Source organism: Pseudomonas sp. S3(2024), assembly GCF_036861315.1.
Classification (GTDB): domain Bacteria; phylum Pseudomonadota; class Gammaproteobacteria; order Pseudomonadales; family Pseudomonadaceae; genus Aquipseudomonas; species Aquipseudomonas putida_A.
The window spans coordinates 522,099-547,353 of record NZ_JAZAQQ010000002.1 but is presented as its reverse complement, the minus strand read 5'-3'; the positions used below and the strand labels follow the sequence as shown (position 1 = coordinate 547,353).

Here is a 25,255-nt window from a genome sequence, read left to right as displayed (position 1 = left end):
TCAGTGCTTCCGTGGGGCCAGATAGCTCAGCCAGCGACGCTCGGCCAGCTTGAACAGGCGCACCAGAATGAAGGTCAGGCACAGGTAGAACACGCCGGCGGTGATGTACGCCTCGAACGGCAGGTAGTACTGCGCGTTGACAGTACGGGCCGCGCCGGTGATGTCGATCAGGGTCACGATGGACGCCAGACTGGTGGTCTGCAGCATCATGATCACTTCGTTGCTGTACTGCGGCAGCGCCCGGCGCAGAGCCGATGGCAACAGGATGCGCTTGTACAGTTTGAAGCGCGACATGCCCATGGCCTTGGCGGCTTCAATCTCGCCGTTCGGCGTGGCCTTGAGGCTGCCGGCAATGATCTCGGCGGTGTAGGCGCTGGTGTTGATCGCGAACGCCAGGCACGCACAGAACGTCGCGCTGGACAGCCACGGCCACAAGAAGCTTTCACGTACCGCTTCGAACTGGGCCAGACCGTAGTAGATCAAAAACAGCTGCACCAGCATCGGCGTGCCGCGGATCACGTAGGTGTAGAGCCACGCGGCGCCGTTAACGATCGGGTTCTTGGAGACGCGCATCAGGCCCAGCGGCAGTGCCGCCAACAGACCGAACAACAGCGACAGCGCGAGCAGTTTGAGGGTGGTCAGCAGGCCGCCGAGGTACAGCGGCATGGCCTCCCAAATGACGTTGTAGTCGAAGATCATAGATCAGCCGCCCTTACGCCTACCGAGTAGCGCTTCTCAAGGTGACGCAGCGCCAGCAACGAGACACTGGTGATCACCAGGTACATCGCCGCCACTGCGAGGAAGAAGGTGAAAGGCTCGCGGGTGGCATCTGCCGCCTGCTTGGCCTTGAACATCATGTCTTGCAGACCGACCACCGAAATCAGCGCGGTGGCCTTGGTCAGCACCAGCCAGTTGTTGGTGAAGCCAGGAATCGCCAGGCGAATCATCTGCGGCACCATCACCCGGAAAAACACCTGAAAACTGCTCATGCCGTACGCCATGCCCGCTTCGGCCTGGCCTTTTGGGATCGCCATGAACGCGCCACGGAAGGTTTCCGAAAGGTACGCACCGAAGATGAAACCGAGGGTGCCGATACCGGCGGCCAGCGGATTCAGGTCGATGTAGTCGTCATAGCCGAGCATCGGCGCGACGCGGTTGAGCAGGTCCTGACCGCCGTAGAAGATCAGCAGGATCAGCACCAGGTCGGGAATCCCGCGGATCACCGTGGAATACAGATCGCCCAGCCACGCCAGCCAGCGAATCGGCGACAGGCGCAAAGCGACCCCGATCAGCCCGAGAACGATGGCCAGGGCCATGGACGACAAGGCGAGCTGAAGCGTCAGCCATGCGCCATCGAGGATGACAGCCCCGTAGCCTTTCAACATGATTCAGGTCCTCGAAAGTTGGGATGAAAAAATGGCGCAAACCGCAGAGATCCTGTTGCTTGCGCCATTTCTGACTTGTCGCAGAGACGTGTTACTTGCCGTAGATATCGAAGGCGAAGTACTTGTCCTGGATGGCTTTGTATTTACCGTTTTCACGGATGGCCGCAATCGCAGCGTTGATCTTGTCTTTCAGCGCGTCGCCCTTGCGCACTGCGATGCCTACGCCGTCGCCGAAGTATTTGACGTCGGTGAACTGCGGGCCAACGAAGGCGAAGCCTTTGCCGGAATCAGTGTTCAGGAAGCCGTCTTGCAGCAGGGTGGCGTCAGCCACAGTACCGTCGAGGCGACCGGCGGCCACGTCGAGGTAGATTTCGTTCTGCGAACCATATGGCTTGATCTCGGCACCCAGCGGGGCCAGGACTTCGCGAGCGAAACGCTCGTGGATCGAACCACGTTGCACGCCGATGTTCTTGCCTTTGAGCTCAGACAGGTTGTCGCTGACAACGGTGCCTTGCTTCATGACCAGACGGGCCGGGGTGTTGTAGTACTTGTTGGTGAAGTCCACGGATTTCTTGCGGTCTTCGGTGATCGACATGGACGACAGGATCGCGTCGATCTTGCGCACTTTCAGTGCCGGGATCAGACCGTCGAACTCTTGCTCGACCCACTGGCACTTGACCTTCATCTCTTCACACAGGGCGTTGCCGATGTCGTAGTCGAAACCGACGATGCTGCCATCCGGCGCTTTCGAAGCGAACGGAGGGTAAGCCGCTTCGATACCGATCTTCAGAGGTTTTTCATCAGCGAAGGAATTCAGCGACAGCACGGACAGTGCCAGGGCGCCAAGCAGCACAAGTTTCTTCATCTTGGGACTCCATCGGTAAAGGGCAAAAACGGCAGAGTGAGCGACAGCCCAATATGCGAATGGGTGAATCGGGAAAGCGGTGCAGCATCGGTGGGAAATTTCCCATTGAAACCCTCGGGGGTTTCAACGTCAGCCACGATGAGCGAGTGATCGGCATTCTAACGACAGGCCCGAAGCCGATATTTCTTCAATGCGACAACTAATTACAGATGCACAGAGAAACCCGCTTGAGCGCATTGACAGCCTTGCAAATTCATGCAAGAGCGAAAGACAGTGAACCGATCTATGCTGCAAATTGCGGGCCTATTATTCGCAAACCCTTCTAATCCGGCAAGCGCAGCGTTGTGTCTTATTTTTCACCGGGGGGTTTAAGGCTCTAAAACGGGGCGATGCGTTTCCCTTCGCCCCGCGGCGGGGCGGGCGGTTACACATTTGGTTACTCGGGTAGGCATGGGTAACAGCGGGAAATGGCTTGCACAGGAAATCGATAATTATTGGTTGGGTGGGTTTGGGTTTCTGACAGGGGATTACTGCGGCGTCTGACAGATTGCCTTCGCGAGCAAGCCCGCTCCCACAGTGGCCCTGCATTCTTTCAGACGGACCGCGATCAACCTGTGGGAGCGAGCCTGCTCGCGAAGAGGCCCCACCACAAACCCACCAGACAAAATAGCCCCGGCTGGACTGCGTTCCTCCAGACAGAACACACCTCAACCTGTGGGAGCGAGCTTGCTCGCGAAGGGGCCAGCAAAACCACCACAACCCCACCAGATAAAATAGCCCCGGCTGGACTGCATTCTTCCAGACAGACCACACATCAACCTGTGGGAGCGGGCTTGCTCGCGAAGGGGCCAGCCCTGCCACCCCAAAAACCTCCAGACACAAAAAAGCCCCACCCGGCAAACACCGGACAGGGCTTTCCAATGCATCAGACCGGCTTAAGCCACATTCATCGTCTTGTGCGTATCAATCAAATGCTGCACCACACCCGGATCCGCCAGGGTCGAGATATCGCCCAACCCATCGTATTCCGCCGTAGCAATCTTGCGCAGAATCCGCCGCATGATTTTGCCCGAACGGGTCTTCGGCAGCCCCGGCGCCCACTGGATCACATCCGGCGAAGCAATCGGGCCGATCTCTTTGCGCACCCAGTTCTTCAGTTCCAGACGCAGTTGCTCGCTCGGCTCTTCGCCATTCTTCAGGGTGACATAGACATAAATGCCCTGCCCCTTGATGTCATGCGGCACACCGACCACCGCCGCTTCGGCGACTTTCGGGTGGGCGACCATCGCGCTTTCGATCTCGGCGGTGCCCATGCGGTGGCCGGAGACGTTGAGCACGTCGTCGACACGCCCGGTGATCCAGTAGTAACCATCGGCATCACGCCGCGCACCGTCACCGGTGAAGTACATGCCACGGAAAGTCTTGAAGTAGGTGTCGACGAAGCGGTCATGGTCGCCATACAGCGTGCGCGCCTGACCCGGCCACGAATCGAGAATCACCAGATTACCCTCGGCCTCGCCCTCGATGATGTTGCCGAGGTTGTCGACCAGCGCCGGTACCACGCCGAAGAACGGACGTGCCGCCGAACCCGGCTTCAGTGCATGCGCCCCCGGCAGCGGGCTCATCATGTTGCCGCCGGTCTCGGTCTGCCACCAGGTATCAACGATCGGGCAACGCGACTTGCCGACATTCTTGTAGTACCAGTCCCAGGCTTCCGGGTTGATCGGCTCGCCCACCGAACCGAGCAGACGCAGGCTGCTGCCATCAGCGCCCTCAACGGCGGCGGTGCCGGAGGCCATCATCGCGCGGATCGCGGTCGGCGCGGTGTAGAGGATGTTGACCTTGTGCTTGTCGACGATCTTCGCCACCCGGGTGATGTCCGGGTAGTTCGGCACGCCTTCGAACAGCAGTGTGGTCGCGCCATTGGCCAGCGGCCCGTAGACGATGTAACTGTGACCGGTGACCCAGCCGACGTCGGCGGTGCACCAGTAGATTTCGCCCGGACGGTAGTCGAACACACGCTCGTGGGTCATTGCCGCATACAGCAGATAACCGCCGGTGGTGTGCTGCACGCCCTTCGGCTTGCCGGTCGAGCCGGAGGTGTAAAGAATGAACAGCGCCTCTTCAGCGCCCATCTCTTTCGGCGCGCAGACGGTGCCCGCCACTTTCATCAGGTCTTCGTACCAGATGTCGCGATGCTGGTTCCACTTGATGTCGCCGCCGGTGCGCTTGCACACGATGACTTTCTGGATGCTGCTGGTTTCCGGGTTGGTCAGCGCGTCGTCGACGTTGGCCTTCAGCGAGATCTTCTTGCCGGCACGGATGCCTTCGTCAGCGGTGATCACCACTTTCGAGCGGCAGTCGATGATCCGCCCCGCCAGCGCTTCCGGCGAGAAACCACCGAACACCACCGAATGAATCGCGCCGATCCGCGTGCAGGCCAGCATGGCGACCACGGCTTCGGGGATCATCGGCATATAGATAGTCACCACATCGCCGCGGTGTACGTCCTGACCACGCAGGGCGTTGGCCAGTTTGCACACTTGTTCGTGCAGTTCGCGATAGGTGATGTTACGGCTTTCGGAAGGATCGTCGCCTTCCCAGATGATTGCGACTTGGTCGCCGCGCTCGGCCAGATGACGGTCGAGGCAGTTGTAGGAAACGTTCAGGGTGCCGTCGGCGAACCATTTGATGTCGACATGGTGATCGTCGAAGGAAGTCTGCTTCACCGTGGTGAAAGGCTTGATCCAGTCGAGGCGCTTGGCTTGCTCGCGCCAGAAACCGTCAGGGTTGACGACCGACTGCTGGTACATGGCTTTGTAGGTCGCCTCGTCAGTCAGCGTATTGGCCAGAACCTCGGGACGAACGGGATACAGAGAAGCCGCACTCATCTTTCTTACCTCGGTGGAATAGTTGTTTTTGTATGACCCCGTTGTAGCCGGGCCGGGCCCATAGAACCATTCGACGATGGTAGTAACAAGCCCCTACAAAACATGGCGATACCCAGACAGCAAGCCCGACGCACTACCCCCAAACACCCCAACCCCCTTGTAGGAGCTTGCCTGCAAGCGATCCAGACAACTCGGTTCCCCAGACAAATTGCATCGCCAGAAAACGCTCTTCCCCACCCTAACGACCGATTGTTACCAAAACCGCCAAAAGTGTTTATCAAAACCCCACCTGTTTACCCCCACCCCACCTGCCTAAAATCCACCTCGCCGACAAGGCAAACGCGATTAACAACGTTACAGCCCCCACGAAGGCCGTTAATCCAGCTCTCAAGTAATAACTGCAAATGATGAAGTTCCACACGCAACCCTAAAAAGGTTGCGTGACCCCACTCGACCTCAAAAAGGTAAATCTGAAATGAAAGCTTTATTGGTTCTGGCCCTCAGCAGTCTGTGCGCAACCGCCATGGCAGACGAGGTCCCGACTGATGTCGCACAGCAACAACCGGCTATCGAGGAATACACTTACTCCACTCACCTGGACATCGCCAAAGTTGTATCGATGAGCGAAGTGCCGAATGTCTGCGAAGTGGTACCGGCCAAAATGGAGTACGACGACTCCAAGGGTCAGCGCCACATCCTGCGTTACAGCGTCATGGGCAACGGCTGCACCAATTGATGATTGAGACTGCACCGAATCGGACCGCTCAGCGCCTCATTTGAGGGTCGATTCCAGCCCGGCTTCGGTCGGGCTCAGTTGTGTCTGGAGTCGCTCAAAAGGCTTGCAAAACACAAGATATAGTGAAAAGCCCGGTTTTTTGCTCATTTCTTGAGCAACCGAAGCCTCGCAAAAAAATTAATGAAAAAAAATTCTCGCCGGCCAATCCCAGCGAAAGCCCTGTAAACCCTCGCTCCGATCGAAATCACCCGGCCAATCGAACGGCCTGCGGTGTTTCGCCCTCCCCCACGCCCGTGTTTTTTTCCCTATAATGCCGCCCTAATCGGGTCAGCAATATTCCCTTACAGGGAGCAAAAGCCATTCTGAAGCCCCGCAGCAGCGTCAACGCTGATCTGCGCCCGTCAGAGGCTCTCGGAAACCCGTACAAAATTCTGTTTTATTGCCTGCCTTGGCTGCCGCAAAAAACGATTCCTTAAGATCCAACGCGGTCTGTACGACCGTGTGAAAAACCAACCAATCAGGTTTCACACGGGGCGACAGGCCCTCACGCAGGAGACGACACGTCATGCTGAGCTGGGACGAATTCGACAAAGAAGACAGTGAAGTAGCAACCGTGAAAGGCGCCAACGCCGGCCACGCTACTGAAGCCAACATGGACCGCCTCGACAGCGCCGGCGGTGCCGCAGCGCTGGAAGCCCGCGCCGTGACCGCCGACGACTCGGCCGCCGTGGCCCGCGCCAAGGCTGCACTGGATTCCCTCGACGTCGCCGAAGGCCTCGCCGAACTCGAAGGCGCCTCCGCCCGTGTCGCTGTTGACGAAAAGCGCATGATCAACTGCCGCGCCGACCTCAACCAACTCGTACCCTTCAAGTACGACTGGGCCTGGCAGAAGTACCTGGACGGCTGCGCAAACCACTGGATGCCGCAAGAAGTCAACATGACCGCCGACATCGCCCTCTGGAAAAACCCGGAAGGCCTGACCGACGACGAACGCCGCATCGTGATGCGCAACCTCGGCTTCTTCTCCACCGCCGACTCCCTGGTTGCCAACAACCTGGTGCTGGCCGTGTACCGCCTGATCACCAACCCGGAATGCCGCCAGTACATCCTGCGCCAGGCCTTCGAAGAGGCGATCCACACCCACGCCTACCAGTACTGCATCGAATCGCTGGCCATGGATGAAGGCGAGATCTTCAACATGTACCACGAGATCCCATCGGTCGCCAAAAAGGCAGCCTGGGGCCTGAAATACACCCGTTCGATCTCCGATCCGAAGTTCGAAACCGGCACCCCGGACACCGACAAAGAACTGCTGCGCAACCTGATCGCCTACTACTGCGTTCTGGAAGGCATCTTCTTCTACTGCGGCTTCACCCAGATCCTCTCCATGGGCCGCCGCAACAAAATGACCGGCGTCGCCGAGCAGTTCCAGTACATCCTGCGCGACGAATCCATGCACCTGAACTTCGGCATCGACGTGATCAACCAGATCAAAATCGAAAACCCACACCTGTGGGATGCCGAAATGAAGGAAGAAGCGACCCAGATGATCCTGCAGGGTACGCAGCTGGAAATCGAATACGCCCGCGACACCATGCCTCGCGGCGTACTGGGCATGAACGCGGCGATGATGGAGGACTACCTGAAGTTCATCGCTAACCGTCGTCTGTCGCAGATCGGTTTGAAAGAGGAATACCCAGGGACCACTAACCCGTTCCCTTGGATGAGCGAGATTATGGACTTGAAGAAAGAGAAGAATTTCTTTGAGACTCGGGTTATTGAGTATCAGACTGGTGGTGCTTTGAGCTGGGATTAATACTCACACCCGCAAAAAAGGCCTCTATAGAGGCCTTTTTTATATGTTTAGTCAAAACATATCTCACTTAATACCACGACTCAGCTGATCGATCAGATACTTATTTCTCAATTGGCGTGCTCTAGTGCTATTAACCGCCTCAGTCGCCGCCAACTTATAATCCTCAGGAAGAGTACGCTCGAAAGACTCGAGAATCAATTTCACCTTAGAGGGATCTAAAACAACGCCTTGTTCCTGAAGCGCCACGACGGCAATAATCAAAGAAAAGAAATTAGCTTTATTCAACCAGTACGACTTCCCTCTAAAACCAATTTTCAGGATAAAGTCGGCAGCTCTCTCTAAAGCATCGACAACTACATCTCGCTCCTTGAATGACGTAGCGTAATCATCTAGGTGTTGGATCGCTTTCTCATTTCGATTTGAAAACCCTCCAATCACTGCAGAAATTATATTCAAAACGTGCATCAAGTTTGTTTTTCGCGCTATCTCATGACTATTAAACACACCCTTCTCATTAACCAACTTTGAAAAATTTTTAATATTTTTAGAATTGGCCCATAGATAAAACTCCTCTGGAACATTAGGATCCTCTCGGAAGTCATCCTCTTCTTTTCTATCCAAAGAAATGTGATCAGAGAGAAACTTCGCCACCAACATAAAATCTGATGTAGAGTATTGCGAAGCCAATTTCTCAATAGACGTTAACGAGTTCGAAGTGCGATTGATACGTTGAAATATCTCTTGAACTTTTGGATCATCATTCTCTAGGTCGAGTTCAATTACAGCGATTTCATATTTTAGAAACTCAGACTTCTGCTTTTCAGGAAGATCGCTATATTTAGCGCCTTCAACCTCAAGCTTATCCGCAATAAAACTTACAATTGCATCGCTTCTCTGCTGCCCATCGACTATGCATGAAACTGTAGACATAGTCTCAACATCAACTTTACCTTTCGATATGAAGATTTGCGGAAATGGAAAGCCCAGAAGAATCGTTTTTATAAAATCTTTTTTATGAACATCTCGCCATACCAGGTTTCTTTGAAAATAAGCATCCGGAATCAAACGCCCCGCCTTAATGTCATTCACCAAATTCAAAAGCGAAACTGACCGCACTCTATACTCAACCATCAGTAAACCCCACCTTTAACAACATTCGCTATAACAGATCGTTGTTTATTCTCAAAGAACGCTTCGGACAGATATACAGCAGCATTTATCGAACTAAAAAGACCACTATATTTCGAAGATAAAACGCCAAAAAAATTATTAATTTCTGCTCGTTTCTCCCCATTGACCATCAAATCAGGTCGAAAAATTCCTTTTGATAAATACCTCAAATAAGACTCACAAGTAGAAGTAATTCCCATCATAGGAAACCTAGTCAAATCCGAGTAATTTTTTGAAACCTTACAAACATATTCCATATACTTTAAAAACAAGCGAGAATCAATAATTGCGATGTCTAAATCCGAAATGCCGGGTTCAAAATCACGACCCTTATGAATGCTTTTACCTATTTTCGCCGATCCTGCAACGTGAATAGAGCTAATTGGAACATCAAAAAATTTAGAGATCTCATTATAAACGGTATACTGATGCTCCTCACTCCCTATAAATACATGGGTAGGAAATGTCAAAAAAATTTTTCGCGCAATTTCGTTATAAGGAGTGTTCGCATCCTTACCTATCTTTATAGCCTTTAAGTAATCCATTAAAAATCGCTCAAAGTTCAACTTCAAAAAAACAAGTTAGCACGTTAAGATCAGCTCTTACACTCCAACCCCATTTAAAACCTCAGAAACCACAGAAGCTATTTTATAAGCAAGCAGAGGAGGAACCGCGTTACCTACTTGGTGATACTGCTGAGACCTATTCCCCTGAAAAAAATAGTTATCAGGGAATGTCTGTAGACGGGCAGCTTCCCGAACACTCAAGCTTCGGCATTGAGCGGGATCGTAGTGGATGAAGTAATGGCCATCTTTAGAGATATGACTGGTTATTGTCGTGGAGGGAAGTTGGGCACACTGAACCCTGAAGCGATCACTAAACTTTCCAGATTCCCAATTTTTATGCGCCGGGGCCAGACCAGGTAAGTTAAATTCCAAATGACCTTTTGGGGAGTAACCATTGGCCTTGGCAAAAGATGCTGCATATATATACCGACGAAGATCAGAGGTCATATGACCACGCGCGTCATGGTTTAACCATCGCTCTAATGCATTATCATGAAACCAACCTCCTAGCGAGCTACCGGCATCTGGGTTATAATCGGGAAAACGCAACGCCCCCACGCTCAAATCACCGTTAGTTAAATCACTACGCGCTACATCTAATTCCAAAGATAAACTTCCACTTCTCTTTGCATCAACACTGGTTATGAGCTGATCCAACTCTTTCAAAACTACGCTTCGCCAGATATCATCACTATCAGTCTGCTTCGTTAGCCGGCTTCTAATCTTCGGAAGGTCTTTAATAACATCACGAACGCTCAGGGGTTCAGAAAAGTTTTCAAGCTTTGTATAAGCTGGCACCTCTTCATTACTATCAACAGCGATACCAAGCAGAATAACTCGATGCCTAGCTTGAGGAATACCGTATTTTTCCGCCCGTATTATATATTCCCGAGGATCAATTTCGTGACCTACGCCCGCACCTGCGGCGCTATCACTGACAAAAGAGCAAATTCTATACTTCTTACCTGAACGAGAAACACCTAAAGCCCTATCGGGATCTGAGAGATCTTGTAGAATTTTCTGGAAAATACTCTCACCATCAATCTTCGAAGATAGTATACCTTTCACATTTTCCATAACGAAAACCGTGGGCTGACGTTCCTGAATTATTCTTAAATACTCTTTATACAAAAAATGGCGATGATCTCCCTCAGGAGTATAGTTTGCTTTACTCTTATTTCTTGATCTTCCTGCCAGAGAATATGCTTGACAAGGTGGACCACCTATTAGCACCCAAGGTCTACTCTCATCTAGCTTAAAATCAAGAATATTATCAAGTTCGTCATCTCCCGCTTTTGTGCCTAGCGTAATACACCTCGCCTCCTCTCCAGCCTTTTCCCACTCATCCTCGCTAGCAGAAGTCCATGGCTGGGGAGAGTAACCATTACAGAAATCGTAATAGTCCTTTAGAGCAGGTGATTTTTTATTTCGTAGAAGTCGATAAAATGCTCGTAGCCTAAGGGTATCTCTTGCGACCGGATCCGCCTCTGCTGAAACAATAATATTGAAGCGTTGCCCTTCGTAGAAAGACGAAAAACCCTCACCCAGGCCTCCCGGCCCCGCAAAAAGATCTACAATTTGAATTGGATTCGGTGACTTCATATTACCTTCAAAAATCTTACTACTCATAAACCAACTTAGGAGTTAATCATGGATATCGTTAGCACTGCGAACAGATCGAAATTAATGGCTAACATAAAAAACAAAAACACTTCGCCAGAAATCAAAGTAAGAAAATTTATATATTCGCGCGGCTTTAGGTACAGACTCCATCAAACAGACATCCCTGGAAAACCCGACATCGTCATAAAGCGGTATCGTCTTTGCATATTTGTAAATGGATGCTTTTGGCACCGACATCCACGATGCAGGTTAAGCTCAACACCTGTAACCAGAAAAGAATTCTGGTCAAAAAAATTCTCAGACAATATAGCTCGAGACATCAAAAATAGAAACATTTTACTCAGAAATGGCTGGCGTGTGATTGACATATGGGAGTGTGGCACAAGAGGTAAACCATTAAATTTAGAATGGCTAATTGCGGTGATACCTAATATGGAAATACATTATCAATCTTGGCCATAGCCCACCCTCTCCCTATACAAATTGTAGAAACATAGAACAATGCACCCATAATGAATGCATCATTCTTTGCTCATACTTGTTTACTCGCTTGAAAACCCGGGTGTACCTATCCGACTAAAATACCCTCCGAAACGTTCAACTAATGACGGCACAAACATAGGTGACAATGACGCAAACCTTAATGGAACTAACTCGGCTAAAGCCCTCTCTGAAGGCAACGCACAAATATCATCAAACTGAACCATCCAAGGCCCCTGCGGAACTGAAGAAACGTCGCGCATCGGCAACAAAAAATGCTGTTTCAGAGATCCATCATGCTGAATGAGCTTCTTAATTTTTTCCCGAGAAGCATTTGAATTAGCAGCTATTAATGCCGCCCACTTTTCCGATATATTTTCCAAGGCAGCCATGAGAATAGTTTTTACTTTTCCTTGATTCGCTAAATCGCATCGAGGAGAAACAACTATCCACTTCCTCCCTTCGAAATCAACCAAATCTCCAGTATCCAAACGCTCTTTCATAGGAGGAACGAAATATGTCTCCTCAGGATGAGTCGCATCTCCACCAGCGACCAAGAGCGCATCATGCACATGCGCAATTACATGCCTTGCTACTACTTCTGTTAGATCTTGGGATAAATCTGATGTCCAGTGCTGCCAGCGAGGCCAAATTGACTTATAGAAAATCTTCGCGGTTTCTCTATTATACGTCGCCTTAACACCACGCAACTTTAAGAACACATCTTTATTATTTGTCAGCCAATTAAAAACCTGATCAAAACCGTCTCCCTTATCCATAACTTCAACCTGAGGGCTACCATAGCTACCTACATCAGCGTCTACACGCTGACCGGTATATACCGCAACCCCCATTGGCAGTGCGCTTATCAGGTGACGCACGAATATGTTCCCGTCACTGTTATTTGCAGCTACACCTACCTCAGTCTGCAAACGCAAGTCAACCACCGCAGCATCAAACCGGTGGAGATCTAACAGCTCTTTAGCACCAGCAACTGTTTTAGAGGCTAAAAAATCAATAGAGAACCCTTTAGCTTCAGAATCTGCATTATGCGAATCTATTGCATCTTGCCATTCCACCAGCTTTGAATCTTCATCTTCTACAATTAAAATTTTTAAAGTAATCGCTGGTGAATTCATTCTATAGAAGCCCTCTGCATTTCAATTACAAAAGTCGTTTGATCTGCTAGAGGATCAAATGCGACATCTCCTTTACTTGCTCTCATTGCTTCCCTTGCGATAGCCAGCCCAATACCCGACCCCTCTGTCTTAAGGGAGAATCCTGGATGAAATAAATTCCCGTGAAAGCGATCCGCAATCAGAGGGCCATTATTCGAAACAGCAATCCTCACATATTTCTTAGACATACTTACAGAAAAAGCCAGTTGCCTCGGATACTCAGGACTAACACTTAACCAATGGATCGCATTATCTATAATATTTATCAGCGCTGCCATCAAGTCTGATTCAAAGCCCATTACATGGGGGTGTAGTTCTTCGTCCGGCATATCGAGTGCGATTGATGCTTCAGCAATACTGTCGCTAAAAAAACCAATACACCGATCCAATACAGAATTTACTTTAAAAATTTGGCTCCGACCTCTTCTCTTTCCTGAGATCGGATCGAGAGCTTTGAACAACTTACTTAACTGTCCGGAAGAATGATGTATGGAATAAGCCTCTTTTCCAAAAGCAGAGCGGAAATGTTCGCCAAATTTTGACTCCTCCCTCAACCGAGGTGCGCCGTCAGACAATCGTTTAGATCGCGTGGCGATATCCGATAGAAACCGTCTACCGTCATGCAGTATCTGTGCAACGACAAGCCCCAGCGTTGATCTAGAGGAAAGCGCTTGCTGGTAAGTTTCTAGCTCTGCAATAGACGTTTTCAAAGCTAAGCTATCAGCTTTCATTGCCCGCTCAATTTTGTTTCTGTACTGGGCAGGAAGAGTCGCGACAGCACGGGTAGTTGCACTCAAGTTAGCCTTACTGCGTACTGACTCAGTATCAGTTGCGGACTTCCTACTTAATCCAGCAGTCTGCCTAAAGTCCTGACGCATTGCTTCAATATGAGTTAACAGCTCAGCTACGAGTCGCTTCAGTCGTAGAAACGCCCCATTATGCTCCAATCCCTCCCGACTACTTCTCTCTACTAAGCCAGACTCTTTTTCATCTTTTATTTCAACCAATCCCCAGACTTGATTCAAACCCAGCTTTTTAGAAGGATTTTGAACACGCATCCGTTCTAGCTCTAGCCAATCCGATTCGGCATCGCCATATGGCCTGATTCGAAAACCTCCGCGATATATACCAATCCCAATATTCTCATCTAACACTCGTTTTGCATCTAGGCGGCCAATCCCCCCTAGGCCTAGCTTTTCAAATAGCTCAACTACCGCCTCACTCTCGCGATCATATATATTTAAGCGCAATGAAACCACACCACATTTAGACTCTTCGGAAGTTGGCTCCGTCGCTGAAATCTTTACTTCTTGGCGAACACCATCACCTCTTTGATTTATAAAATATCCTGCGAATCCACCATCGCTATCAAACTGCCCTTCAACCATATAGTGAAAAATTTTATTAATCGCGAATGGCTTTATTTCTTGCGGATCAAACGATTCTTCTTCGGCACCTTCCACTCCTTCTAGAGCTCCGGCAACAATAGTTTGCCCGTCAAACCCATGAACGTCTTTTTTAAAGGAGCTTATATCTAGGTATATCTTAAACTCATCTTCTCGAGCCTTTATTGGTGAAGCTAGGCGCCGCAACTCCCTCACGAGCAACTCAAGTTGCTTTTTTGTCCACTGATCCCGTAGCCCGGTGATTTCCAGAGAAACACCTGGACACTCCTCCTTGCTTCCAAGCCTAGTAGAAATATCAATATCAACTTGATCGAGATAAAGAGTCTTATCAAATAAGTCCCAATCAACGACTATTTCACTTACTTCTAATGAAGCATTCGAGTCCATGCTTTTAGTTTTTAGATGCAACTTCTTGCCCAATCGCGCCGTTGCGAATCGACCAACTCCTTTGGCACCTAGCATGGTTCGTTTTTTTTCGGGGCTTGACTTCCTAGTAACCTTGTCACTTGTGGCTGGTTCAAACCACTTATCAAGGAGATCAGCCGCACTCATACCGTGCCCAGCGTCTACGACCGTAATCGATCCCTCGTCATCGTTTCCTTTGCCATCCTCCGGCGGAGCTATCTTGATATGCACGGAAGGAGAATCCGCGTCGAAAGCATTTTTCACCAATTCAATCAGAGCTGCTTCTGGGCCGCTTATTAATTGGTCTCCAATTGTTCGTACGATCCTTGCTCTGGGCCTTAGCTTTGCCATCTTCACTCCCTATGAACCGTTACATAGCCATGCAACGTTTAGCCTCGCCGGCTAACCATCAGTTTGGTGTCGTCCGACAATGTACATCAAGTGCCATCATTGCAAAACGCCGAAGCAACAACAGTAATGCTCTAGTCAGGGACCGTTTGCTTGACCCCCTTTTTTTCTTAGGCTAACCTCAGCTCCGAGCCTAAGAAACTCTACAAACCAGAGCGGTCCTCCGCACCCGACAGTCATGCGGCTTTTTTTCGTCTGCGGTTTCTCTACGCCTGCGAAAAATCCCGTTATGTCGGGAGTGGGCGAATACAAGACCCGAAAGGGGAATATGTCCGGCCCGTCTCTGGTGGGTTTCTTAGCTCCCGACACCCTAACGAATGCCCTAAGAAAGCAGCCAGAGGTAAATGGAAATGCCTGACTATCCAACCTTCATGATGAAGGTGAATCGCTGTACTCGCCATTCGAATCCCGTGCTTTCAGGTCTGGAGGCATGCCATGTCTGAACCACTTCTCCCGACTCGTTTCACCCGCAACAAAACCCACCTGCACGCCCTTCTGGTCGAGAACCAGGCGTGGTTCTGCGTCCATGAGCTGGGGCGATTGATGGGCAAACATCTCGATGAGCGCCAGTTGCGCAAACTCGACTCTGATCAGCGTCAGATGATGTGCGTGGAGATCTATGGCGAAACCGAGGACCACATGATGGTGAGTGAGTCCGGTGTGTATGCACTGCTGATCTATCACTACTGTCCTGAGTATCGACAGCTTCGCGAGTGGCTGACGCATCATGTCGTGCCTGCGCTGCGCGATGCTCGTCCGGCGCGCTCGGTTGAGCGGCCGACGCTGAGTGTCTTGAGTTGGCCGCAGATGTCGCTTAGTACGCTGCACTGGCAGGACGAGCCGTGGATTCGGTTGCGGGATATGCCTCGTTTGCTGGCGGAGGATCCGTTCAATCGACAGGAGACCTGGTGGCGTAAGGCTTCGCGATTGTTGCGTGGTTGCTGAGGGTTTCAAGATCCGCTGTTTGAGGTTCAAGCAGCGGTTTTTTTGTGCCTCAAAATGCTTGGGGCTGCTTCGCAGCCCAGCGGGAGCAAGCTCCCTCGCCACAGGGGGGATGTGTGGCCCGCAGTTGCGGGGTGAGGATTGAAATCTGGTTGATGCCTGGAATCGCCAGCAGGCTGGCTCCCACAGATTCCGCATCATCCTGAAAACAATCAGTGCAACCCGCGCCGCCTCCCGCTATTAATACCCCTCCCCCACTCAAGGATCCGAGCCCCGCCATGAAATTCGATCTCGCCTACTGCCTCAGCCTCGACGACAAGTTGTCGATCTATGACGTTCGCGATCTCAATTTCGATGAGACAGTGGCGTTCGATTCGGCCAAGGAGCATTTCCAGTGCCCCAACGATGCCTGTCGTTTGGCGTTTGATGCATCAAACGAGTTGGGCACGTTCAACGCCAAGAACGTGAATTACGTGCGCACGCCGCACTTCAAGAATCTGCCCACGACGCAGCATGTGGCGGGTTGTCCGTATGTGAGTTTGAAGGCGTCGGCATCCGGGGTTGAGGCGGTGGATGGCGAAACGGATGACGGGCGGGAGGAGCATTTTCCGTCGGAGTTGTTGCTGACGCGGCGTGAGTATGTGCGCAAGCCTGTTGCGCCTGCGGGGGCGGCGGATGTGTTGCGGGATGATCCTGTGCGGGTGGCGCAGGTGAGTTCCAAGGAGTCGCCGGGGCGTGAGACGGCGCCGGACAAGACCAGTGTGTTTGCGCATCCGGTGGAGTGTTTTGTGTCGAACTTCGCCGACAAGGAGTTGCTTAAGCGCATGCCGTTGAAGATCGGTGAGCACACGGCGCCTTATGGCTCGTTCTTCAAGAAGATCGAGTATCTGACGGACAACAAGGGGCTGATTTACTGGGGCAAGATCAAGGAGATCAAGGATTACACCCAGAGTTTTCGCATCGATTTCGAGCAGAAGGTCTGGTTCAAGCAGGCGGATGAGGCGAAGAAGAAGCCGTATTCGGTGAACGTGTACTTGAGCAAGAAGTTGATCGACAACTACCGCAAGCGCAAGGCGTTTCTGGAAGAGATCAAGCATGCGATCGACAGCGATAAGGAGTTGTTCTGTTTCTTCTATGGCGTGACGCCGGAGTTGAAGCAGGTGCCGAGCAAGAAGAACCCCGAACAGACGTTCGGGGTGTTCAGTGCCAACATCGAGAATCTGGATCACTTTATTGTGCGGGAGGCGCCGGGGTTGGTGTGATGGTTAGCCTTTGGGCAATTGCAGTTTGGCTGCGCCACGGTGCTGGTTGACCAGCGAGTACGGCAGCACTGACCAATCGGGGTTGTCGCAGTTACGTTGGTAACGGGCGAAGTAAGCGCCCAGGTAAATCCCCTTCGGCGTGAAGTGCCAGTTGGAATAACCCCAGACGCTTTCATCGGTGTAATCGCAGCCGCCGTCGTCTTCGGCAGGCTTCTTCATCTCTTCGGGATAGAGCGTGGTGAACTGTTTGACCAGCCACGGCGCCATGACTTTCAGCTGATCGTATTCGGTGGCCGCGCTATTCGGTTCACCAATCCACAGTACATCTTTGAGTTTCAACAATTCGCCGGTGTGGACGTCGAGGTTGATTGGCGAACTGCCGAAATCCGGGTGGGCACCGCCGCAGCTGTAACCGGTGGAAATGTCCAGGCTGACCACATCCGGCGAGAGAAACTCCGGGGCAGCCCCTTGATCGAACTCGGCATATTCCCCGCCATCCATCATGCAGCGGTGATAGTCGATGACTTCAGTCCAGAGCCGTCCGAGCAAGTGGTTATTAATCCGCTGCTGCTCTTCTTTCGTATAACCAGACTCTACACTAAACAAAGATATCTTCGACTCAGACTCCGTCCACCATTGCAGGTCGTAGCCCATGAAGTTTTCTTTCTTCTCCGGTTTGAGCTTGAGCCCCTGCAAGCGCAAATACTCGTAGGGATCGTCTTTCGGCAATGTGGCAATAAAGGGCAACGTCGTTGCAGTCGGCGCGGGAAGTTTGGCTTCGGTCAGTTGTACCGGCAGCTTCTTGCCTTTGGGGTTTTGCCATTCGCCCTGCCAACCGTTGGCGGTGGATTTCAACTTCAAGGTTGGCAACGGTTTGTCGTCGCCATAGCGGTTGTTGCCTTCAACAAGGTTCAACGTGCTGTCTTGCAGCGAGCCGCTCAGCTCCAGGTCGCGGTGATACTTCTCATAGAAGTAGCGGCCGGTAACTTCGTCCTGCTGCGTGGTGTTGAGCTCCACCACAATCGGCATCTTGCCCAGCGTACCGGTGAACACGCGTCGGCCATCTTCGGCATGGGCGGTGGAAATCAGTGTGAACAGCGCCGCAGCGTATGGCGCCAGGCGCAGCAGTCCCTTGAGCATGGATCGATCCCTGAATGAATGAGGCTGCGAAGTATGCAGAGGATGCGTGCAGGAATCGAGGCTCTACTTGAGCAGCATGCCCAACATCACGATGATCAGCAGCGCGATATAAACCCAAGCATGCGCCCGATCCGGTATCCGCCCGATCCACGGCGTGGCCAACCGAATCCCGACCAACGACCCCAGCGTCAGCACCGCAAACGCCAGCAAATCCACATACCCGACAAACCACACGCCCAGATCCGTCTCGCTGAAACCGGCCAGTGCCATGTAGGTCAGCGTCCCGGCCACCGCCACCGGCACGCTCAACGGGTTCGCCATGGACGTGGCCTGGGACATGCTCAGTCCGCAGCGGCGCAGGAGCGGTACGGTCATGACGCTTCCTCCTACACCGAGGAACGTGGCGATGGCGCCGATGCCTACGCCGCCGGCGGATATTTCCTTACGATCCAAACGGCGTGGGATGACGCCTTCACTGCGTGTGAGGAAGCCGCGTCTGAGCAAGCAGTCGATGATGGTCACGCCGAGGTAGGCAATGAAGGCGTAGCGAATGACCTCGCCGCTGACCCACACCGCGGCGATCGCGCCGATGATCGCGCCCAGGGCGATGAAGCCGCCGAGGGGCCACAGGTAATGGCGGATCAGGTTGCCGGCGCGGCGGTGTTTGTCGGTAGCGATCAGGGCGTTGACGATCATCACGCAGGTCGAGGTGGCGACGGCGATGTGCATGGCCGATTGGCCGACGGGGTCGTCGGCGCCGTGGCTGGCGCTGAGCATGCGATAGAGCAGCGGCACGACGACGAAGCCGCCGCCGAAGCCGAAGAGCACGGCGGTGATGCCGGTCATACAGCCGAAGAGGGTCAGCAGAAGGTAGAACATGGCGCGTCTTCCGGTGGTGGCGAGCGGTCGACGATAGAACGACGCGGCTTGGCCTGCTTCAGCAACTCAGCCAATAATGTTTGCGTTTACGCCAATCACCGGGACGCCCTCGATGCGCAATATTTCGATCAGTCAGTTGGATGACACGCCGCGCCCGGTGGTGGCGATCGGTACGGATTATTCCCACGGCCATCTGTTGCCATTTCATACCCACCGGCGGGCGCAGTTGTTGTACGGCGCGACTGGGGTGATGCAGGTTCGTACTCATGACGGCAATTGGGTGGTGCCGCCGCAGCGGGCGGTGTGGATTCCGCCGGGAGTGGCGCATGAGGTGCTGATGCTCGGCGTGAGTACGCGCAGTTTGTACATCGAGCCGGGGGCGGTAGATTTGGGCCAGCGTTGTCAGGTGATCAGCGTTTCATCGTTGATGCGGCACTTGTTGATGGAAGCCGTGGAAGTGCCGCTGACTTATGACCTCGAAGGACGCGACGGCGTATTGATCGACCTGCTGCTGCATGAACTGACGCGCAGTGCACCCCTGCCCTTGCACATTCCGCTGCCGACTGACGGAAAGCTCCTGGCTTTGTGTCAGAACTTTCTGCATCAGCCGAACGCCCATCAGTCACCGCAACACTGGGCCGGGCAGTTGCACATAAGCTTGCGCACCTTCAACAGATTGTTTCGGCAGCAGACCGGGTTGAGCTTCAGCCAATGGCGGCAACAGGCCTGCGTGGTGCTGGCGCTGGCGCGGCTGGCGGCCGGTGAAGCGGTGACGCGGATCGCCCTGGACTTCGGTTATGAGAGCCCGGCGGCGTTCTCGACGATGTTCCGGCGCATCCTCGGACAGGCACCGTCCGTCTGGTTGGAGGCGGCGAACTAGGGCAAATCAAAAAATGCGTTTGATCCCGGCCGAAAACAACTGTACAAAAACACAGTACATTTTCAATCAGCACTCTTGAGCCCGGAGCACACCATGGCCTCTCTTGCGATGAACCACATCCTCGAACGCATTGCCCTTTTCCAGTTCACCCCGACGCACTGCGTCCAGGCCCGAGCGATGCTGGGCTGGAGCGTGGAACAACTGTCGCGCGAGGCGGAGGTTGCGGTGGATGATATCCAGCGGTTTGAAGCGCAGCAGGACGTGGCGGATGCGACGCGGCTGGCGTTGGCTTATCGGTTTGAGGCACAAGGGTTGGTGTTCTTTCCCGGGTTTGCGCCGGGTCGCAAGTTGAATCCCCAGGCCATGCAGCAGAACGTTGCAGAGCGTGGGGATTTTGCTTAGGTGGAATGATTACTTGAACGCAGGGTGCCGCAGCTCGGCCGAGGCTTGTTCATAGCTGTAGGCCATGGCGAACAATTGCGGCTCGCTCCATGCTTTGCCGAAAAAGAACACGGACGTGGGTATACCGTTAGCGCTCATGCCCGATGGCAGGGTTACCGCCGGATAACCAGCCACTGCGGCAGAAAATTGCGAGTAACCATCCGCTTCGGCAACCATTGCGTCGAGGTTGTGTTCGCGCAGTTGCTCGTCAATGGCGTCCTTGAAGTTTTTGCTGATGCTCAAGATCGATCCGCTGGCCTGTTCGTGAGTCATATCCAGCGCATTCATCGCTTCGAGCGTGGCCTGCCCATAGCCCTCCTTGCCGGGATTGAGCTGATTGAAGTCGATCAGGTCCTGCAACGACTGGATCGGCAGACCGGAACGGCTGACGAGATATTCAGGCAATTCGTACTTCATCGCGCCCATCAGACCGGGTACGAAATTATCGATATCAGGTAAACGAACGGTCACTGGCACGAGCGTCGCACCTTGTTTCTCGAGTGTGATCATTGCCTTCTGAAACTCCACTCCGGGAGTCAGAACCACGCCGTCCGTTCCCTCGTAAGCGGCGGGATAACCGATACGCTTGCCTTGCAGGGCATCGTTTGCCAGTAAAGCGGTGTAGTCGATTCCTGTCGGGGCGATCGATGTCGCGGAGTCTGTCGCATCCGTGCCTTGCAACACGTTGAACATCAACGCTGCGTCACGGACAGTACGTGTCAAAGTACCAGGGGTATCTTGCAGACGGGTGATTGGCACCACCCCGGTGCGACTGAACAGACCCAAGGTGGGTTTGACGCCGATTACGCCATTGGCCGATGCCGGGCAAGTGATCGAACCGTTGGTTTCCGTGCCCAAGGAGATCGGCGCGAAACCGGCAGCCACGGCAGCGGCCGATCCAGAACTGGAACCGCAGATCTCCTCGCTCAGTGCATGTGGGTTTTTCCCTTGCCCACCACGTCCGCTCCAACCATGGGGCAAACCCATTTCCCGCACATAAGCCCATTCGCTCATGTTGGCTTTACCCAGAATAATCGCGCCGGCATCCCGCAGCTGTTTAACCACAAAGGCATCGTTGGCTGCCGGCTGGCCGACCATGGCCAAGGAGCCGGCGCTGGTTTGCAGGCTGTCGGCGGTATCAAAATTGTCTTTGAGCAGCACCGGAATACCATGCAACGGGCCACGCGACTGTCCCTCGTTACGCTCGTTATCCAGCGCGGTAGCTATTTCGATGGCTTGTGAATTCAGTTCGACGATGGCGTGGATAGCAGGGCCTTGCTTGTCCAGCTCGGCAATTCGCTGATGGAAGTGTTCAACCAGTTCAACAGCAGTGAGCTCATTGTCGGCCATCATTTGGCTGAGTTCACTGACGCTGGCGTAATGAAGATCAGTGGCCGAATGGGCGGTGGCAGCGACACCTGTCGCTGCCAGTGCGACCAATATGGATTTCGTCAGCGTATTCACGCGACGTTTGAAGAAATGCGTCATGTCTATCGTCCTTGTTTAGGCTAATCACGAGTGATTCATTCACTCGCGACCAAGCCTACCGAGGACATAGGAAAGAGCTGTCAGCCAGCTGGACTACCGACAGTAGGAAAAGTCATCCCGACTTGTAGCCGCTACCAGCAATTGGGGCGTTTTCCGACACATCCTGCTCCATATTCAGCCACCACGTGTGCCCCCGCTGCGGCTGCATCAAATTAAACGCCTCGCCCATTCGCGGCGTGGTAATCGAAACACTACGCTCCCAGGCCAGCGCCAGAATCCGGTCAAACGGCTCATGCCAGGCGTGCATCGCCAGGTCGAAGGTGCCGTTGTGGATCGGAAACAGCCAGCGGCCCTTGAGGTCGAGGTGCGCCTGCAGGGTTTCTTCGGGTTGCATGTGCACGTGTGGCCATTCGACGTTGTAGGCGCCGGTTTCCATCAGGGTCAGATCGAACGGGCCGTATTGTTCGCCGATGCGTTTGAAGCCGTCGAAGTAGCCGCTGTCGCCGCTGAAGAAGATCCGCGTATCGCCATCGATCATCACCCACGAGGCCCACAGGGTGCTGTTACTGTCGAACAGGCTGCGGCCGGAGAAGTGCTGCGAGGGAGTGGCAACGAAGCGGATGTCGGCGACTTCGGTGCCCTGCCACCAGTCGTACTGGCGAACTTTATTGGCGTCGATGCCCCATTTGATCAGGGTATCGCCCACGCCCAGCGGGGTCAGGAAATAGTTGGTTTTGGCCGCCAGTTTCAGTACCGCCTGGTAATCGAGGTGGTCGTAATGGTTGTGCGACAGGATCACCGCTTCGATCGGTGGCAACTGGTCTATGCTGATCGGCGGCTGGTGAAAGCGTTTGGGCCCGGCCCACTGCACCGGTGAGGCGCGCTCGGCGAAGACCGGGTCGGTGATCCAGAATTTGTCGCGCATTTTCAGCAGCAAGGTTGAATGACCGAGGCGGTAGACGCTGTGGTTGGGTGCCGCCAGCAGGTCTTCACGGGTCAGCGGTTGCACGGGGATCGCGGCGGCCGGGCGGGTATTGCGCGGCTTGTGGAAGATCATGTTCCACATGATCCGGACCATCTTGCGAAAGCCTTCGCGCTGCACTGGCGCATGGTTACGGAACAGCCCTTGATCCTGGCGAGAGGCTTCAGGCGTGGAAGTTTGATCCGCAGAAAAATCTGGATTGGCCATGACTGAGAGACTCCAGAAAAACCGCGCAATTCACGGTTTTTCACGGTGGGACGATAAATGGCCAAGGCACGCACGCATCAGCCGAACTGTCTGTTTTTAGGTTGCGCGGATTAACGCAACATTACACTGGGCGGTGTAGTTTCTAGGTTGCATGAAACGTGATGACAAGTAAACTGCCAAGTGTAATTCCACCCCTTCTCTGCCGAAGCGTACTTATGACAGCTCCACAACGCCTCACCGACCGCAAACGCGAAGCCATCATCCAGGCGGCAATTGCCGAATTCCGTGCCAACGGGTTCGAGGTCACCAGCATGGACAAGATCGCGGCCACCGCCGGGGTGTCGAAGCGCACGGTGTACAACCACTTTCCCAGCAAGGAAGAGCTGTTCGCCGAAATTCTCAACCAACTCTGGGCTCGGATTACCGACGAGCAAGCCGTGACCTATCGCGCGGATCAGCCGCTGCGCGAGCAACTGCTGCCCATGTTGCTGGCTAAACTGCAGATGATGGCCGATGACAACTTTCTCGGGCTGGCGCGGGTGGCGATCGCTGCCACCATCCATTCCCCGGAGCGCGCGCAGGACATGGTGGCGCGCATGGGCGAGCGGGAGGAAGGCCTGACGGTGTGGATTCGCGCTGCGTTGGCGGATGGTCGGCTGAAAACCGTAAACGCAGAATTCGCTGCACAGCAGGTGCAAGGGCTGTTGAAATCGTTCGGTTTCTGGCCGCAGATTTCCATGGGCCTGCCGCCGCTGGACGCAGACACGCAAAAAGCCGTGGCCGAGTCGGCAATGGAGATGTTTCTAGCCAGATACCAGCTCTAAACCGGCCCTCTCCTGCGCCCCGCCACGATTAAATGGCTCGGAAGGACACTGATTATTCCCGGTGGAATAAATGACAATGTCCGACAATTGACCGACGAACGGTCAACCTGAAAAAACACTTCAAAGTATTTCAGGATGAATCTGGCGCAGGACATCATGGAAAATCAACGCGGCAAAGGCTTGTCATTCGCCAGACGCATTTATCTGCCCAGGATCATCGGTCTGGGCGTCGGCTTTTTCAGCGTCGCGGCCGCGCTGTATCCGTTGCACATGCCGAACTGGCTCTGGGCGCTGCTGGTGTTCAACGGTTTTATCTGGCCGCATCTGGCCTATCAGATTTCGACCCGCTCGACCTTCCCCTACCACGCCGAACGCCGCAACCTGTTGTACGACTCGTTGTGCGGGGGCTTCTGGACCGCGTGCTTTCAGTTCAATCCGCTGACCACCGTGACCATCCTGTCGATGATGACCATGAACAATGTCGCCGCTGGTGGACGACGTCTGTTCCTGCTGGGCGCTCTCGCCCAAATCGCCGGCGTGCTGCTGGGCTGTTTACTGTTCGGCTTCAAGTTCAGCCTGACGATGACGCAAATCGAGGTTTGGGCCTGCCTGCCGATGCTGACCTTGTACCCCTTGGCCTTGGGCATGGTCAGTTACCAACTGGCGATCAAACTTGCACAACACAAACGTGCACTCAGAGACCTGAGCCGCACCGACAGCCTCACCGGGCTGCTCAATCACGGCGCCTGGAAGGATCTGCTCCATACGCGTTTCACCCGCTGCCGAGATAACAACACCCAGGACATTCTGGCGCTGATCGACATCGATCATTTCAAGACCATCAACGACAACTATGGGCACATCGTTGGCGACGCCGTGCTGCGCGAGTTGAGCCAGGCACTCAAAGGGCTGCTGGCCGAAGGTGAACGGGCCGGCCGTTATGGCGGCGACGAGTTTTGCCTGATCCTGCCCGACCAGCCACTCAATAAAGCCGAGGCGCAAATGGAACGATTGCGTCAGGCGATGGATCAATATCGGCACCCGGATGTGCCAGAGCTGCGCGTCAGCCTGAGTATCGGTCTGGCCCGGTTTCAGCCGTCGTACAGCGACGCGGTTGCCTGGCTGGATGACGCCGACAAAGCGCTGTACACCGCCAAACACACGGGGCGCAACACCATCAGCGTGGCGCTGAGCAGTCCGGGCTAAGAAGACGCCCCCCCCTCTCTCAGCCTTGAAAAGGCTGCAAACAGGTTGATTCGCAATTTCTTGTACAACTCAACG

Annotated in this window: 22 protein-coding genes; 9 read left to right on the top strand and 13 right to left on the bottom strand. The window is 53.5% G+C overall.

The window, feature by feature from the left end; translation table 11 throughout:
• From VLA07_RS07215 to acs, 4 genes are all read right to left on the bottom strand, one after another.
• Complete coding sequence (locus VLA07_RS07215) at positions 1-699, bottom strand: ABC transporter permease (protein WP_097085837.1); 699 nt, start codon at positions 697-699, stop codon at positions 1-3.
• Positions 696-1,385 (bottom strand): ABC transporter permease, encoded by a 690-nt coding sequence (locus VLA07_RS07210; RefSeq protein ID WP_003227287.1) that lies wholly within the window; start codon positions 1,383-1,385, stop codon positions 696-698. Before VLA07_RS07210 ends, VLA07_RS07215 begins: the two co-directional genes overlap by 4 nt.
• Positions 1,386-1,476: 91 nt before the next feature.
• The gene (locus VLA07_RS07205) at positions 1,477-2,250 is read right to left on the bottom strand and encodes an ABC transporter substrate-binding protein (protein WP_027612633.1); all 774 of its coding nucleotides are present in this window, start codon (positions 2,248-2,250) and stop codon (positions 1,477-1,479) included.
• Between the two features lie 935 nt (positions 2,251-3,185).
• Positions 3,186-5,141 (bottom strand): acetate--CoA ligase, encoded by a 1,956-nt coding sequence (acs, locus tag VLA07_RS07200; protein WP_096795023.1) that lies wholly within the window; start codon positions 5,139-5,141, stop codon positions 3,186-3,188.
• 475 nt (positions 5,142-5,616) lie between these two features.
• Between acs and VLA07_RS07195 the strand changes: the two genes are divergently transcribed.
• Together VLA07_RS07195 and VLA07_RS07190 are read left to right on the top strand one after the other, a co-directional pair.
• Positions 5,617-5,877: a DUF2790 domain-containing protein gene (locus VLA07_RS07195; RefSeq protein ID WP_047599663.1), complete on the top strand. Its 261-nt coding sequence runs from the start codon at positions 5,617-5,619 to the stop codon at positions 5,875-5,877.
• A gap of 565 nt (positions 5,878-6,442) precedes the next feature.
• On the top strand, positions 6,443-7,693 hold the full coding sequence (locus VLA07_RS07190) for a ribonucleotide-diphosphate reductase subunit beta (protein ID WP_003227292.1): 1,251 nt from the start codon (positions 6,443-6,445) through the stop codon (positions 7,691-7,693).
• A gap of 63 nt (positions 7,694-7,756) precedes the next feature.
• On the opposite strand, the gene VLA07_RS07185 is transcribed toward VLA07_RS07190, so the two are convergent.
• The 3 genes from VLA07_RS07185 to VLA07_RS07175 are packed head-to-tail and all read right to left on the bottom strand — an operon-like array spanning position 7,757 to position 11,058.
• Entirely contained in the window at positions 7,757-8,824 is a 1,068-nt protein-coding gene (locus VLA07_RS07185) for a DUF262 domain-containing protein (protein WP_333988753.1), read from the bottom strand.
• Positions 8,824-9,408, bottom strand: coding sequence for a hypothetical protein (locus VLA07_RS07180; RefSeq protein WP_333988750.1), 585 nt, complete (start codon positions 9,406-9,408; stop codon positions 8,824-8,826). The genes VLA07_RS07185 and VLA07_RS07180 overlap by 1 nt, the downstream gene beginning before the upstream one ends.
• A gap of 57 nt (positions 9,409-9,465) precedes the next feature.
• Positions 9,466-11,058 carry a DNA cytosine methyltransferase gene (locus tag VLA07_RS07175; RefSeq protein ID WP_333988748.1) on the bottom strand — a complete coding sequence of 531 codons (1,593 nt, stop codon included), beginning with the start codon at positions 11,056-11,058 and terminating at the stop codon, positions 9,466-9,468.
• Positions 11,059-11,079: 21 nt separating this feature from the next.
• Here VLA07_RS07175 and VLA07_RS07170 point away from each other — a divergent pair, with 21 nt between their 5' ends.
• Positions 11,080-11,514 carry a very short patch repair endonuclease gene (locus VLA07_RS07170; RefSeq protein ID WP_333988746.1) on the top strand — a complete coding sequence of 145 codons (435 nt, stop codon included), beginning with the start codon at positions 11,080-11,082 and terminating at the stop codon, positions 11,512-11,514.
• 80 nt (positions 11,515-11,594) lie between these two features.
• Here VLA07_RS07170 and VLA07_RS07165 read toward each other — a convergent pair whose 3' ends face one another.
• Both VLA07_RS07165 and VLA07_RS07160 read right to left on the bottom strand, forming a co-directional pair.
• Positions 11,595-12,671 (bottom strand): histidine kinase, encoded by a 1,077-nt coding sequence (locus VLA07_RS07165; protein WP_333988743.1) that lies wholly within the window; start codon positions 12,669-12,671, stop codon positions 11,595-11,597.
• Entirely contained in the window at positions 12,668-14,872 is a 2,205-nt protein-coding gene (locus VLA07_RS07160) for a sensor histidine kinase (RefSeq protein WP_333988741.1), read from the bottom strand. Before VLA07_RS07160 ends, VLA07_RS07165 begins: the two co-directional genes overlap by 4 nt.
• Before the next feature lie 492 nt (positions 14,873-15,364).
• On the opposite strand from VLA07_RS07160, the gene VLA07_RS07155 reads away from it, so the two are divergent.
• Entirely contained in the window at positions 15,365-15,874 is a 510-nt protein-coding gene (locus VLA07_RS07155; RefSeq protein ID WP_330206620.1) for a BRO-N domain-containing protein, read from the top strand.
• 275 nt (positions 15,875-16,149) lie between these two features.
• On the top strand, positions 16,150-17,133 hold the full coding sequence (locus VLA07_RS07150) for a hypothetical protein (protein ID WP_333988737.1): 984 nt from the start codon (positions 16,150-16,152) through the stop codon (positions 17,131-17,133).
• A gap of 3 nt (positions 17,134-17,136) precedes the next feature.
• Here VLA07_RS07150 and VLA07_RS07145 read toward each other — a convergent pair whose 3' ends face one another.
• Together VLA07_RS07145 and VLA07_RS07140 are read right to left on the bottom strand one after the other, a co-directional pair.
• The gene (locus tag VLA07_RS07145; protein WP_333988735.1) at positions 17,137-18,273 is read right to left on the bottom strand and encodes a hypothetical protein; all 1,137 of its coding nucleotides are present in this window, start codon (positions 18,271-18,273) and stop codon (positions 17,137-17,139) included.
• Between the two features lie 63 nt (positions 18,274-18,336).
• Positions 18,337-19,152, bottom strand: coding sequence for a sulfite exporter TauE/SafE family protein (locus VLA07_RS07140; RefSeq protein WP_333988732.1), 816 nt, complete (start codon positions 19,150-19,152; stop codon positions 18,337-18,339).
• A 112-nt stretch (positions 19,153-19,264) separates the two neighbouring features.
• On the opposite strand from VLA07_RS07140, the gene VLA07_RS07135 reads away from it, so the two are divergent.
• Complete coding sequence (locus VLA07_RS07135; RefSeq protein WP_333988730.1) at positions 19,265-20,032, top strand: AraC family transcriptional regulator; 768 nt, start codon at positions 19,265-19,267, stop codon at positions 20,030-20,032.
• 93 nt (positions 20,033-20,125) lie between these two features.
• Entirely contained in the window at positions 20,126-20,434 is a 309-nt protein-coding gene (locus tag VLA07_RS07130) for a hypothetical protein (protein ID WP_027612618.1), read from the top strand.
• Between the two features lie 9 nt (positions 20,435-20,443).
• Here the strand turns inward: VLA07_RS07130 and VLA07_RS07125 are convergent, their stop codons facing one another.
• Complete coding sequence (locus tag VLA07_RS07125; RefSeq protein WP_333988728.1) at positions 20,444-21,961, bottom strand: amidase family protein; 1,518 nt, start codon at positions 21,959-21,961, stop codon at positions 20,444-20,446.
• 112 nt (positions 21,962-22,073) lie between these two features.
• Complete coding sequence (locus VLA07_RS07120) at positions 22,074-23,150, bottom strand: MBL fold metallo-hydrolase (RefSeq protein ID WP_333988726.1); 1,077 nt, start codon at positions 23,148-23,150, stop codon at positions 22,074-22,076.
• A 215-nt stretch (positions 23,151-23,365) separates the two neighbouring features.
• On the opposite strand from VLA07_RS07120, the gene VLA07_RS07115 reads away from it, so the two are divergent.
• Positions 23,366-23,974: a TetR/AcrR family transcriptional regulator gene (locus VLA07_RS07115; protein ID WP_027612615.1), complete on the top strand. Its 609-nt coding sequence runs from the start codon at positions 23,366-23,368 to the stop codon at positions 23,972-23,974.
• Between the two features lie 156 nt (positions 23,975-24,130).
• Positions 24,131-25,180, top strand: a complete 1,050-nt coding sequence (locus VLA07_RS07110) for a diguanylate cyclase (RefSeq protein WP_027612614.1) — start codon at positions 24,131-24,133, stop codon at positions 25,178-25,180.
• Positions 25,181-25,255: the final 75 nt, after the last annotated feature.

What these genes read in the sequence shown, in the direction of transcription:
- VLA07_RS07215 (WP_097085837.1), bottom strand. Translation starts at nt 699, where the DNA reads ATGATCTTCGACTACAACGTCATTTGGGAGGCCATGCCGCTGTACCTC.
- VLA07_RS07210 (WP_003227287.1), bottom strand. Translation starts at nt 1,385, where the DNA reads ATGTTGAAAGGCTACGGGGCTGTCATCCTCGATGGCGCATGGCTGACG.
- VLA07_RS07205 (WP_027612633.1), bottom strand. Translation starts at nt 2,250, where the DNA reads ATGAAGAAACTTGTGCTGCTTGGCGCCCTGGCACTGTCCGTGCTGTCG.
- acs (WP_096795023.1), bottom strand. Translation starts at nt 5,141, where the DNA reads ATGAGTGCGGCTTCTCTGTATCCCGTTCGTCCCGAGGTTCTGGCCAAT.
- VLA07_RS07195 (WP_047599663.1), top strand. Translation starts at nt 5,617, where the DNA reads ATGAAAGCTTTATTGGTTCTGGCCCTCAGCAGTCTGTGCGCAACCGCC.
- VLA07_RS07190 (WP_003227292.1), top strand. Translation starts at nt 6,443, where the DNA reads ATGCTGAGCTGGGACGAATTCGACAAAGAAGACAGTGAAGTAGCAACC.
- VLA07_RS07185 (WP_333988753.1), bottom strand. Translation starts at nt 8,824, where the DNA reads ATGGTTGAGTATAGAGTGCGGTCAGTTTCGCTTTTGAATTTGGTGAAT.
- VLA07_RS07180 (WP_333988750.1), bottom strand. Translation starts at nt 9,408, where the DNA reads ATGGATTACTTAAAGGCTATAAAGATAGGTAAGGATGCGAACACTCCT.
- VLA07_RS07175 (WP_333988748.1), bottom strand. Translation starts at nt 11,058, where the DNA reads ATGAGTAGTAAGATTTTTGAAGGTAATATGAAGTCACCGAATCCAATT.
- VLA07_RS07170 (WP_333988746.1), top strand. Translation starts at nt 11,080, where the DNA reads ATGGATATCGTTAGCACTGCGAACAGATCGAAATTAATGGCTAACATA.
- VLA07_RS07165 (WP_333988743.1), bottom strand. Translation starts at nt 12,671, where the DNA reads ATGAATTCACCAGCGATTACTTTAAAAATTTTAATTGTAGAAGATGAA.
- VLA07_RS07160 (WP_333988741.1), bottom strand. Translation starts at nt 14,872, where the DNA reads ATGGCAAAGCTAAGGCCCAGAGCAAGGATCGTACGAACAATTGGAGAC.
- VLA07_RS07155 (WP_330206620.1), top strand. Translation starts at nt 15,365, where the DNA reads ATGTCTGAACCACTTCTCCCGACTCGTTTCACCCGCAACAAAACCCAC.
- VLA07_RS07150 (WP_333988737.1), top strand. Translation starts at nt 16,150, where the DNA reads ATGAAATTCGATCTCGCCTACTGCCTCAGCCTCGACGACAAGTTGTCG.
- VLA07_RS07145 (WP_333988735.1), bottom strand. Translation starts at nt 18,273, where the DNA reads ATGCTCAAGGGACTGCTGCGCCTGGCGCCATACGCTGCGGCGCTGTTC.
- VLA07_RS07140 (WP_333988732.1), bottom strand. Translation starts at nt 19,152, where the DNA reads ATGTTCTACCTTCTGCTGACCCTCTTCGGCTGTATGACCGGCATCACC.
- VLA07_RS07135 (WP_333988730.1), top strand. Translation starts at nt 19,265, where the DNA reads ATGCGCAATATTTCGATCAGTCAGTTGGATGACACGCCGCGCCCGGTG.
- VLA07_RS07130 (WP_027612618.1), top strand. Translation starts at nt 20,126, where the DNA reads ATGGCCTCTCTTGCGATGAACCACATCCTCGAACGCATTGCCCTTTTC.
- VLA07_RS07125 (WP_333988728.1), bottom strand. Translation starts at nt 21,961, where the DNA reads ATGACGCATTTCTTCAAACGTCGCGTGAATACGCTGACGAAATCCATA.
- VLA07_RS07120 (WP_333988726.1), bottom strand. Translation starts at nt 23,150, where the DNA reads ATGGCCAATCCAGATTTTTCTGCGGATCAAACTTCCACGCCTGAAGCC.
- VLA07_RS07115 (WP_027612615.1), top strand. Translation starts at nt 23,366, where the DNA reads ATGACAGCTCCACAACGCCTCACCGACCGCAAACGCGAAGCCATCATC.
- VLA07_RS07110 (WP_027612614.1), top strand. Translation starts at nt 24,131, where the DNA reads ATGGAAAATCAACGCGGCAAAGGCTTGTCATTCGCCAGACGCATTTAT.